Here is an 11,994-nt window from a genome sequence, read left to right on the forward strand (position 1 = left end):
TTATGGTTTTAAACTCTCAGTACCCCATCCAGGGTTTTGCAGAAGAACTCCGTTTGAGAGGTCTATCTGTGTCTTGGGCAATGGAAGTACTCCCTTGGTTGCCTGAATGCGTTCCTTTATTCCAGTAAAGTCCATCTTTTCGTCTACAAGATTATTTTTTACCTTTACATTGTTCTGATTCGCTTCCAGGACATCTCCTGCGATATGCCAGCGTAATAGATCCCAATATCTTAATCCTTCGAACGCAAGTTCCCAATGCCGCTCATTGCGCAGGTTCTCATCCGAATATGCGACATCGGCAAGCCCTGCACGATGCCGAACGTGGTTCAGGGGTACAGCATCTTGCTTAAGCTCTGCCTGCATGAGTAAAACATCAGCAAACCGAAGCACATAGATGTCTTGCATGTTGTTGATCTGATAGTCAGGATCAAGAGAAGGATAGAGTTTCATGTAGAAGTTAATACTTTTACCATTTTCATCAATACAGTTGAAAGAAGCATATTTCTTTGACCAATATCCCGTTTCATTCATCTGCCTGTCATTTCCCCACACATAATTAGGCATTTCCTTGCTTACATTCATTATAGAGCCATCGCGACGTAAATCTCCAACAGGCCAGTCTGTATATGTTTTTGAATTAACTGGGCCAGCACCCCAGCCCAATCCATACGGAAAGTTTGACATCATGTCAGTTCCTTCACGTGGAGTAAAGAATAAACAAATACGATTTGCTCGATAAGAAGTGCCGTCATTCCATGAGGTTTGTGTAGAGTGCTTGATGACAAACATACTCTCAAGATTATTGCCTGATTCTCCTACCCAATGCATATTTCTTTCTTTCACAAACGGATAATCCTTTGCTGTATATTCATTTGTATATGGCCAAAGACTGTGGAAATCGGGAACGAGCCCATAGCCACTATTTTCCACACAATCATCGATGTACTTTATCACCTCTTCTTTTGTCAATGTACCATCAATAAGCGGCATGCTCTTTTTCCCATAATATCCTGTATAGTAAAGAAAGACACGTGCAAGCATACCCTCAGCAGCCCAATGGTTGGCGCGACCAAGCATTGATGCGTCTGATGGACTATAGGGTATTGCTGGCAAACACTCTATAGCGTTTATCAAGTCTGTTCCAATCTGGGCGTAGAGGTCTTCTTGTTTGGCTCTGGGCAGGTTCTCTACTTTTGTCGAGATTACAAGCGGAACAGTTCCGAACATCTGGCATAATTGGAAATAGAAATAGGCCCTCAAGAAAGATGCTTCTCCGCGAGCTTGTTTTTTTATGTCATCACTGACTTTCATTCCAGCCAATTGCTCTATGAGAAAATTTGCTCGATATATACCACGATAGTTCTGTCTCCATGGATCTGCAAACATATTTTCATCCGATTTCAGTAGTAAGTCTACAGCAGCCAAACGACGGTCGTTAGCTCCTCCGCCGCCAAACCGGTCATCAGATAAGAGCTCAGATGTAATGAAAAAGCACTGTCCTTCTTCGCCATCTGTAGTTTTGCGTAACTCGTGATAAATCGAGATTAGTGCTGATTGAATATCTGCTTCTGTCTTGGGAAAGTTAGAGCTGTCCTTTTTCGTCAAGTTCTCTGTGTCAAGGTATTGTTCACAACCTGTCGACAATAATAAGAGGAATATGCATAAAAAAATATTTTTCATCTGTCTGCTTTTTATAAATTATTAATCACGTTCCATTGAAATATGAATAAATAGGCCGTCAAAACTTTACGTTTACACCAACAATAACTGTACGAGGGGTTGGATAGGCTCCCTTTACGATCGCAGTTTTGTTAGTTCCAAAAACATAATCAGCATCTGAGAAAGATATGGTAGAAAGATATTGAAAGGCAGGTATGTCTTGATTGCCATTTTGCCCCCAGCTGGCTCGGAACTTAAGATAATCTATCAACTTGCGCGCCGGTTGAAACCACGGTTCTTCAGAAGCAATCCATCCTGCCGATACCGAGGGGAAACATCCCCAACGATGACCACGAGCAAAATTAGAGGATCCATCAGCGCGGATGACTGTTGTAATCATATATTTCCCATCATAGTCGTAATTCATACGACCAAAGAACGATGCTAACTTGCCTATTCCCCATGGCCATCCTGAAATTTGAGAACGTCCCGTTACTACAGGAGTATTACTAAGATATGCATGTTTGAAATCGCCGAATATTGAATTGTAATTAGAACCATAAATACCTTCACCCATTCCGTTCTTTTCGAGTGATTGGCCTACGAGCGCATCGATAGAATGCTTTCCAAACTTTGCTTTATAAGACAGCGTGTTCTCCCAAAGAAGAGCATTACCCGTATTTAAACTTTGATCCACTTGACTCTCTGTTGCAAAACTATTGCTGGCAAGCTTGTACTGTGGAATAAAACTGCGGTCTGTGCTTGCACTGAGTTTGTAACCAAAGTTTGATTTTAGACGCAATCCTTTCATAAGTTCTAATTGAGCATAGAAATTTACTTGTAGGCCATGTGTCTTAGAAAAATTCTGTCCACCTGTATAATCCATCAAACCTATGGGATTAGGCTCACGCGACTCCCATGGAATAGCATAATGATATGAGCCATCACTATTTAAGTTTGGAAGAAATGGACTTGAATGCAGAAGATTACGAATGTCATTATTCCACATACTGCCAATATTTATACCACTGCGCTCTGAATAAGAGTAAGTAAGATTCTCACCTACCGAAAGAACGTTAAGGTTCCCTGATTTTATAAGGATATAGTCTGAATTTATGCGTGCATTATACCGTCTATACACAGGTGCAACAGGCTTTCCAATGATACCATTCTGTTCTGTATACGACAAACCAAGTGAATAGGTAGACTGATCCGTTCCTCCAACGATATTAAGGCTTTGATCTGAAACTATAGCATTCTTGTTTAAAGCTTCATCCAGCCAGTTTGTGCCTTTCCACTCTCCACTTTTAATTTTATCCCAGTCAGGCACAAGTGCAGCAAAGTCAAAGGCAGAAAGGCCGTCCATATAGCGCGCTTCATTCATGATTGAAGCGTATTCTTGAGCGTTAAGAAGATCTGGCATACGGTACACATTCTGCCAACCCACATAGCCGTCATAGCTGATTTGCGGTTTACCCTTTCGTCCTTGTTTCGTTGTAACAAGGATTACGCCATTAGCAGCACGACTTCCATATATGGCAGCCGAAGCAGCATCCTTGAGTACATCAATAGATTCTATATCGCCCGGATTGAGAGCGTTGATATCGCCGCCCGTGACTCCGTCTATGATATAAAGCGGCTCGGCAGAACCTGTAGTGCCTAATCCGCGAATAGTCACTTTAAAACCTTCACCAGGCATCCCTGAACTAGAGATAATGTTGACGCCTGGTGCTTGGCTCTGCAGTGCGCCAAGAACGTTGACTGTGTTTAGCCTTGCTATATCGTTACCTTTCACCTGGACTGTAGCGCCGGTAACAAGTTTTTTCTTTTGAACTCCATAACCTACTACCATCACTTCGTCCAATGAGCGGGTATCTGGTTTCATGTATAATTTTACAGGTTTGTTCTCCTGCAGTTCGATGGTGGCCGCCTGAAATCCAACATAACTAAATTTCAATCTTGCAGGAAGCGCGGTCTTTAACACAAAGTTCCCATCAATATCGGTCACGGCTCCAACCAAAGTCCCCTCCACATGAACACTAACCCCAGTGAGCGGCTCCTTGTCGTCAGCACTAAAAATAGTTCCGCGAATGGGAATAATTTGCTGTGCACCTAAGGGGATGTACCACAACAGCAAAAATACACATAGACTCAGAATGCGCCCAAACTGTATGGAACACGAGTCATTTGTTTGATTCATTTTTATTGCCATAATTTTGTAATTTAGATAAGGTTAATATTTAATTGTTTTTTGCAAAATTAGGCAATAACTTTATCCAATGGATTCTTTTTTGCGTATAAGAATCTTGTTTTTGCGTATATAAGTACTTGCTGGTGTCAAATTTGCAAGACTTTCTAAGGGTGTATCAAATACGAAAACACCAACAATGCCGAACTACAAAAGGGCATCGAATTGATCAACAAAGAGAATTCAAGCTCGAAGTTCAAGGGTGACATTGGTGGAACACGCGTTTGTTGGGACAACCAAAAGGCTGCCAACTTCGAGGTCTTCCGCCTGAGATCATAACCTACCAGGGGTATTCACTGGTCTGACAGACAGTGAATACCCCTTGCTATTTGCTGACCCTTTTTCAAAAACTGACAACAAACCAACACGCACTCCCTTTCTATTCTGATAAATTTTTCTATCTTTGCAAAAGATAGGCTGTGCCTAACAAAGTGAGTAAAAATCAAGATACAGCATTCATGAACGAGCAAAGAGAAACGGAAGTGCCACAACAGGAAAGCGAAAGCTTGGTACTGCGTACAGAAGGACTGGTAAAACGATATGGCAAACGTACGGTTGCCAACAAGGTGAGCTACAATGTGCGCCAAGGAGAGATTGTAGGTTTGTTGGGACCCAATGGTGCGGGAAAGACTACGTCGTTCTACATGACGACGGGCTTGGTGATTCCCAACGAGGGACACGTGTACCTCAACGAGGAGGAGATTACCGAATATCCCGTCTACAAGCGCGCACAGGCGGGCATCGGGTACCTGCCACAGGAGGCCAGCGTGTTCAGGAAAATGAGCGTGGAGGACAATATTCTATCGGTTCTGGAGATGACCAAACTGTCCCGCCAGGAACAGTTGGACAAGTTGGAGAGCCTAATTAACGAGTTCAGACTGAACAAAGTGCGCAAGAACAAGGGCGACCAACTGTCGGGAGGTGAGCGTCGACGCACGGAGATTGCCCGCTGCCTGGCCATTGACCCGAAGTTCATCATGCTCGACGAGCCATTTGCCGGCGTCGACCCTATTGCTGTAGAAGACATCCAGCACATTGTATGGCGACTGAAATACCGCAACATCGGCATTCTCATCACCGACCACAACGTACAGGAAACGCTGACCATCACCGACCGCGCCTATCTTTTGTTCGAGGGAAAAATCCTATTCCACGGCACACCAGAGGAACTGGCCGCCAACAAGATTGTACGAGAAAAATACTTAGGTAGCAACTTCATACTTCGCAAAAAAGATTTCCAACTCATTGACGAGGAACGAAGAGCAAGAGAAGAATAAGGTTGTTGTTTATCTAAGGTACCACACGCCACCACTCTCCACCATCGGAACCACAATTTCTTCACTGGTGCTGTCACCGAAGCTAAGCACCAGGAAAACGTTGGCAGCATGTTTCTGCATGTCGGTTTTGGCATCTACGATACGAATGTCCTTGATGCCGCGATGCTCTTCGTTCTGCTGGTTCACATACATCTTGGTATTGGCGATGAGCTGTTCGCGATAAGTGTCAGGAATGCTGTCGGGACGGTAGTGTCCGTCCACGAATGAGGCAATATTGCCTTGAAGCAAATATCCGTAGTATTCCTTGGCTGCGCGTGCGGCCACCTCACCTTGGTCTACACCTTTGGAAGTGCAGGCAGCGACAGCTATGAGTAAGGCTATGTAGAGTAGTTTACGCATCATCATTGGGGTTCGTTCTCTGTACTATTGATACCGACAAAGGTACTAAAATTATTTGAAAGCGCAGAAGAGAGCATAAGATGCACCAAAAAGTTTATCTACGCCGTTTCCTCTTAACTGGAGCGAAGTATGATTTATATGCTTCAGCGATATCCACAGAACTGACCACTTGAGGTTTCTTGCCCGGCTTATAAAGAATCATACTACCAAACGCTATCGTATCAGCTTGGATTATCTCACCATTAGGAAACAGGATGTCAATATAGGTGGCTGGTACGAGAATGGCTTTTTGTCCGTGCCTTTTCATAAATTCCTCTGCCTGGAAAAGATAATAGTTCACGTCATCGGCCGCAGTATAAAAATCATCTTCATTGCTTGCCTCTTTCTTCATCTTTTCTATGCGTACATCTGAAATAATAGGTTCTAACACACACGCTCGTTGAGGTACCTTAAAAACTTTCTTCACTATAGCCTTATGCTGCGCAAAGGCCGCTGACACCCCCAACAAGAGCATCGCCTGTACACACAGAAAGATTATTTTCTTTAACATCCTCATTAACTCCCGATAAAAAAACATTTGTCCATTAACTCCTGCTAACTCCAATTTACTCCCAATCACTCCCGTCAAAAAAATTACTTCTGCCGAATGAACACATGGATGGGGCAGCCTGTCAACGTCCAGTTCTCGCGTATCTTGTTCTCCAGAAAACGGCGATAATTCTCCTTCACATACTGAGGCAGATTGGCATAGAACACAAACGAAGGTATCTGCGTGTTGGGCAACTGCGTGCAATATTTTATCTTGATGTATTTTCCCTTGATGGATGGTGGCGGTGTTTCCTCGATGATGGGAAGCATCACCTCGTTAAGCTTAGAGGTTCCGATGCGCAACTTACGGTTGAGGTACACCTGCTTGGCCGTTTCCAGTACCTTGAAGATGCGCTGCTTGGTGAGGGCAGAAGCGAAGATGATGGGGAAGTCTGCGAATGGGGCCATGCGCTCACGGATGGCGTTCTCGAAGGTCTTGATGACCTTGTGATCCTTGTCCTCCACCAAGTCCCATTTGTTAACCACCACTACCAACGACTTATGGTTCTTCTGAATGAGTTGGAAGATGTTCATATCCTGCGACTCGATGCCTCGTGTGGCATCAATCATGAGGATGCACACGTCACTATTCTCAATGCTACGGATGCTGCGCATCACCGAATAAAACTCAAGATCTTCTGAAACTTTATTCTTTCGACGGATGCCGGCTGTATCGACCAGGTAGAAGTCAAATCCAAACTTATCAAACCGCGTATAGATGCTGTCACGCGTGGTGCCTGCTATTTCGGTCACGATGTGGCGATCCTCTCCGATGAAGGCGTTGATGAGACTGCTCTTGCCAGCATTGGGTCGGCCCACGACGGCAAAACGGGGAATGTCTTCTTCCAGCGCTTCCTTGTCATCAGCCGGCAGCTTTTCCAACACCAAATCCAGCAAATCACCCGTACCGCCACCTGTGGCTGCACTGATGCACTGTGGCTCGCCCAAGCCCAACCGATAAAACTCGGCCGCTGTATAATACTCGGCACTGTTGTCTACCTTGTTGCCCACCAGGATGACGGGCAACTGGGTTCGACGTAAAATCTGCGCCACATCGGCATCCCAGTCAGTCAATCCGTTTTTCACATCCACCATGAAGAGCACCAAGTCGGCCTCTTCGGTAGCCACGATAACCTGCCTGCGGATGGCATCTTCAAAGACATCATCCGAGTTGACCACCCAGCCTCCGGTATCCACCACGGAGAATTCACGTCCGTTCCAACTACATTTTCCATACTGGCGGTCGCGGGTGGTGCCGGCAGTATCACTTACAATCGCCTTGCGCGACTGTGTTAAACGGTTAAATAATGTGGACTTACCTACATTGGGACGTCCAACGATTGCTACTAATTTTGCCATATTGAAAAAAAAGCCTCCCCCAACCTTTTTAGATATACTTATTCATTCTTATTCATCACAGCTCCTTCATATAAAAAAGTTCGTTTGCTGTCAAAAACAATCATGTTCTTCTGTTTCAACAACATTTCCCTTGAAGGAAAGAGCCTTTTTATCCATACTTCTATCACCCCCCCATCCAGCCTTTCTCCTCGATAGCCTGCTCCCCTCCTTCGGAGGGGCTGGGGGAGGCTTCCCCTCCTCCCTCACTCCGGATTATACCCGAAGCTACTAAGTTCTTTCTGCGAGCTGCGCCAGTCTTTGTCTACCTTGACAAAGGTTTCGAGGTACACCTTCTTGTCAAAAAACTTCTCCAAGGTCTTGCGCGCCTCGGTGCTAACCTTCTTCAGCGCCACGCCCTGATGCCCGATGATGATGCCTTTCTGCGATTCGCGCTCCACATAGATCACCGCGTTGATGTGAATTTGCTTGGCTGACTCCTTGAATTGCTCTACCCTCACCTCCACCGAATAAGGTATCTCCTTGTCATAATACAGTAAAATCTTTTCGCGGATGATCTCACTGACAAAGAATTTGGCGGGCTTGTCCGTCAGTTGGTCCTTGTCGAAATAAGGAGGACTGTCGGGAAGGAGTTCCTGAATGCGTTTGAGCAGCATGTCCACGCCAAACTTATTGGCTGCGGAGATGGGAAGAATCTCGGCATTGGGCAGCAGCGAATGCCACTTCTCCACCAGCTGGCCAACGGTCTTTTGGTTGCTCGCATCAATCTTGTTGATGACCAAGATAACCGGAATGGTCATCGTCCTCACCTTCTCAAGAAAGTCGGCATTCTTCTCCGGGTCTTCCACCACATCAGTTACATACAACAGGATGTCAGCGTCGGCCAGGGCCGATTCAGAGAAAGCCAGCATGTACTCCTGCATCTTGTAATTGGGTTTCAACACGCCGGGAGTGTCGGAGAACACAATCTGCATGTCGTCGGTATTCACGATTCCCATAATTCGATGCCGGGTGGTCTGGGCCTTGAACGTCGCAATGGAGATGCGCTCGCCCACCAACTGGTTCATCAGCGTAGACTTGCCCACGTTTGGATTGCCCACAATGTTTACAAAACCTGCCTTGTGCATAAGCTGCTACTGGTTTGAGAAGAAGAAAGCGCATTCTTTACGTGGAAAGGATGCGCTTTCTTATTCTGGAATTTCACAATTTGTTATTTCCTCGTCACGGCGTCAGCGCCATCGTAAGCCCATTTGAAGAATGAAGCCCCGTGTACGAATCCGGCTCCGAAAGCGGTGAAGATGATGTTGTCACCCTTCTTCAGTTTGCTTTCATAGTCCCAAAGAGCCAACGGAATGGTTGCGGCACTGGTATTGCCATAGTGCTGAATGTTGATAGCCACCTTGTCCATCGGGAGCTCAGCGCGTTTGGCCACGGCCTCTATGATGCGCAAGTTGGCCTCGTGAGGTACCACCCAATCCACATCAGCTGCCGAAAGGTTATTACGCTTCATGATTTCCACCACGTCATTGCTCATGTCGGTCACCGCATAGCGGAACACCGACCGTCCCTCTTGATAGAGGTAGTGCAGATGATGGTCTACCGTGAAGTGTGAGGCAGGACAAACGCTGCCACCAGCCTTCATGTGCAAGAACGGAAGTCCTTTACCATCGGTGCGGAAGAACATGTCCTGCATGCCCAACTCTCCGTCCTCGGATGCTTCTACCAAAACGGCAGCTGCGCCATCTCCAAAGAGAACGCAAGTCTGTCGATCTTGGTAATCGACGAGCGATGACATCTTGTCCGCTCCGATAACAATGACCTTCTTACAACGCCCACTCTCCACAAAGCTACAGGCCGTGCTCAGCGCATACATAAACCCGCAACAAGCTGCTTCCAAATCATATGCGAAAGCGTTTTTCAGTCCCAACTTACCCAACACGATAGATGCCGTGGAGGGGAATTTGTAGTCGGGCGTTGTCGTTGCAACAATGAGTGCGTCGATGGTGTCGGGATCTACCCCGGTTTTCTGAATCAACTGCTTGGCAGCCTTACGCGCCAAGTAACTGGTTCCGAGGCCTTCCTCCTTCAGGATGCGGCGTTCTTTGATACCAACACGAGTAGTAATCCATTCGTCGCTGGTGTCAACCATTCGTGAGAGTTCCTCATTATCGAGAACATAGTCAGGAACGTATCCCCCAACGCCGGTAATAATCGCGTTGATTTTTCCCATTATTCAGCTACTTCCTTTTCAATCGCAACTTTACCTCTGTAATATCCACAAGTAGGACAAACAGTGTGGTAAACATAGTATGCACCACAGTTAGGGCAAACTGCCAATGTAGGAGCTACAGCCTTATCATGAGTTCTTCTTTTCAGTGTACGAGTCTTCGACTGTCTTCTTTTAGGATGTGCCATTTTCTTTTAATCTTTAATTATTGTTTTTAATTTTTCTAATCCAGCCCAGCGCGGATTCACAGGCTTTTCACCGTCCTCCAAACTACTTCGGGTAGCCGAAAGCTCTTGCAGCTTTTTCGTCATCACAGCATTGCATTTTCCAGGTGCATGCACATGCTTGATGGGGACGCTGAGATCTATAAATTCATAGATGAACCACGAGATGTCGAGCACGCCTTCGCGCTCAGGCACTACGATTAGGTCATCATCGTCTGAGTATTCTTCGCCAAATTTCGCCACGAGCTTATTTTCCGTATCGATGGGTTGTTGCATTTCATCAAGACACAAGTCACAGGTCACGATGACAAACCCCTGAATATGGAACGTGAGCTCAAAACTGCCGGCTATCCTGCGTATGGACAGTGCGACAGAAAGATTGCCCTTTTGGATGTCAGGAGCCTCGATGGCTTCAAAATACGCATCGTCAAGCTTGAACTCATAGGTCGCAACCTGATCGGTCAAAGCTTTCAAGTCAATCTTAAACGGCTTTAAATCGCGCATAATTATACTTTGGAGTGCAAAGTTACAAATATTTTCCGACATGCTCATCACTTAGGGGTAAAAATGTTGATTTTTGACGACAACGAATCTTTTTTGAAAAGAAAAAGCCGTGGCAACCAATCATTTAAAGCGGGCTGAAAGCCCAAAAGAAAATTGCTTAGGACAACACTCTTGGTAAGGCTACAACATGACATGCGACATGTAAGTACAAAAGCAAAGACAAACTCATTGACTTTTGCGCCCAAAGTCTTTGCAATTGAGGGACAAAGTCAGGGATATTGGCACGCAAGGTCAACGCTTTTACAGCGGCAGGATAGAATATTGATACAGAGCGACTTATCTTTTTAGCTCGATTCGAAAAGTCGTACCTTTTCCCATTTCCGAACTCTTCACCCAAATTCGGCCCCGATGGTACTCTTCTATGATGCGTTTGGCCAGCGAAAGTCCCAGTCCCCAACCACGTTTCTTGGTGGTAAAGCCTGGAAGAAAAACATTTCTAATATCTTTTTTCCTGATGCCTTTCCCTGTATCAGACACCTCTACAACGACCTTCTCAACGGCGTCTTGCACACGGATAGTGATTTGGCCTTGTTCTCCTCCCATGGCATCAACGGCATTTTTACACAAATTCTCGATAACCCACTCAAATAGCGAAGGGTTCATGCGCACCATGAGTTCGTCTGCGTTTTCGGGCAATTGGGTTACGATTTGGATGCCCTGAGACGTGCGGCGATTCATGTAGGATGTCACATGCTGCACCACCTCACGCAGGCTGTATGGCTCCAATTCAGGCATCGAACCGATTTTCGAGAACCGGTCGGCAATTAACTGCAGCCGCTTCACGTCCTGATCCATTTCGGGAATCAAGACATCGTCAGGATAATTCTCCTTCAAGATTTCCGTCCAAGCCATCAGGCTGGAGATGGGGGTGCCCAATTGGTGAGCGGTTTCTTTCGACAGTCCCACCCAAACCTTGTTTTGCTCAGCACGTTTAGAGGTGAGCAAAGCAAAAATCACCACCACGGCGAAGATGAGCACCACGCCCAACTGCACGTAGGGATAGGAGGCCAATCGCTTGAGCATCAGCGAGTCGTCGTAGCAAACGTCGATGTAGTCGTCTTTCACCTGGTCGTTCAAAGAAATACGAATATAGTGGTTGGCCGCTTTTTGCCGATTGCTCAAGGTCTTGAGGTAAGCCGTACTGTCGGCACCCGAACGATTGTCAAGGCTGATGTTGCGATAGGTTTGCACATCACCCGCTGGGTCCATGACGATCACCGGAATGGTATGGTTCTCGTTAATCACCTTCAACACCAGGTTCAGATCCGTGTTCTCATCCGCCTGGTTGAGCGTGCGCATAGCTTCGGCCCACACTTCCATCTTGTTGCGCTCTTCGTTCTCAAGATCCCTGATGAGGTAATGAGAAACAACGAGCGATACCACCGCTATGAGTATAGCGGCCACAACGAGAAGAAGTTTTACCTGTCTAATTCGGTCTGTCCATTGCATAGT

11 protein-coding genes are annotated in these 11,994 nt (G+C 46.1%); 1 reads left to right on the top strand and 10 read right to left on the bottom strand.

The features are described 5' to 3' along the window. Window positions 1–1,680 carry a RagB/SusD family nutrient uptake outer membrane protein gene (locus tag NQ518_RS08950; RefSeq protein WP_227206614.1) on the bottom strand — a complete coding sequence of 560 codons (1,680 nt, stop codon included), beginning with the start codon at window positions 1,678–1,680 and terminating at the stop codon, window positions 1–3. 58 nt (window positions 1,681–1,738) lie between these two features. Next, window positions 1,739–3,871 (bottom strand): SusC/RagA family TonB-linked outer membrane protein, encoded by a 2,133-nt coding sequence (locus tag NQ518_RS08955; protein WP_227962243.1) that lies wholly within the window; start codon window positions 3,869–3,871, stop codon window positions 1,739–1,741. 494 nt (window positions 3,872–4,365) lie between these two features. On the opposite strand from NQ518_RS08955, the gene lptB reads away from it, so the two are divergent. Then, window positions 4,366–5,184 (top strand): LPS export ABC transporter ATP-binding protein, encoded by an 819-nt coding sequence (lptB, locus tag NQ518_RS08960; RefSeq protein ID WP_227206678.1) that lies wholly within the window; start codon window positions 4,366–4,368, stop codon window positions 5,182–5,184. A gap of 9 nt (window positions 5,185–5,193) precedes the next feature. Here lptB and NQ518_RS08965 read toward each other — a convergent pair whose 3' ends face one another. From NQ518_RS08965 to NQ518_RS09000, 8 genes are all read right to left on the bottom strand, one after another. Next, window positions 5,194–5,583 carry a hypothetical protein gene (locus NQ518_RS08965; protein WP_227206676.1) on the bottom strand — a complete coding sequence of 130 codons (390 nt, stop codon included), beginning with the start codon at window positions 5,581–5,583 and terminating at the stop codon, window positions 5,194–5,196. A 94-nt stretch (window positions 5,584–5,677) separates the two neighbouring features. Beyond that, the gene (locus NQ518_RS08970) at window positions 5,678–6,133 is read right to left on the bottom strand and encodes a hypothetical protein (RefSeq protein ID WP_227206610.1); all 456 of its coding nucleotides are present in this window, start codon (window positions 6,131–6,133) and stop codon (window positions 5,678–5,680) included. 83 nt (window positions 6,134–6,216) lie between these two features. Then, complete coding sequence (gene der / locus NQ518_RS08975; RefSeq protein ID WP_227206608.1) at window positions 6,217–7,530, bottom strand: ribosome biogenesis GTPase Der; 1,314 nt, start codon at window positions 7,528–7,530, stop codon at window positions 6,217–6,219. 242 nt (window positions 7,531–7,772) lie between these two features. Then, a complete protein-coding gene (gene era / locus NQ518_RS08980; RefSeq protein ID WP_227206606.1) occupies window positions 7,773–8,654 on the bottom strand; it encodes a GTPase Era in 882 nt (293 codons plus the stop codon). A gap of 83 nt (window positions 8,655–8,737) precedes the next feature. After that, window positions 8,738–9,757 (bottom strand): beta-ketoacyl-ACP synthase III, encoded by a 1,020-nt coding sequence (locus NQ518_RS08985; RefSeq protein ID WP_227206604.1) that lies wholly within the window; start codon window positions 9,755–9,757, stop codon window positions 8,738–8,740. Beyond that, entirely contained in the window at window positions 9,757–9,942 is a 186-nt protein-coding gene (gene rpmF, locus NQ518_RS08990; RefSeq protein WP_081454857.1) for a 50S ribosomal protein L32, read from the bottom strand. Before rpmF ends, NQ518_RS08985 begins: the two co-directional genes overlap by 1 nt. A gap of 6 nt (window positions 9,943–9,948) precedes the next feature. Further along, complete coding sequence (locus NQ518_RS08995; protein ID WP_227206602.1) at window positions 9,949–10,482, bottom strand: YceD family protein; 534 nt, start codon at window positions 10,480–10,482, stop codon at window positions 9,949–9,951. A 336-nt stretch (window positions 10,483–10,818) separates the two neighbouring features. Then, window positions 10,819–11,991, bottom strand: coding sequence for a sensor histidine kinase (locus tag NQ518_RS09000; RefSeq protein WP_227962241.1), 1,173 nt, complete (start codon window positions 11,989–11,991; stop codon window positions 10,819–10,821). Window positions 11,992–11,994 lie beyond the last annotated feature (3 nt).

The organism is Hoylesella buccalis ATCC 35310 (genome assembly GCF_025151385.1).
GTDB classification, from domain to species: domain Bacteria; phylum Bacteroidota; class Bacteroidia; order Bacteroidales; family Bacteroidaceae; genus Prevotella; species Prevotella buccalis.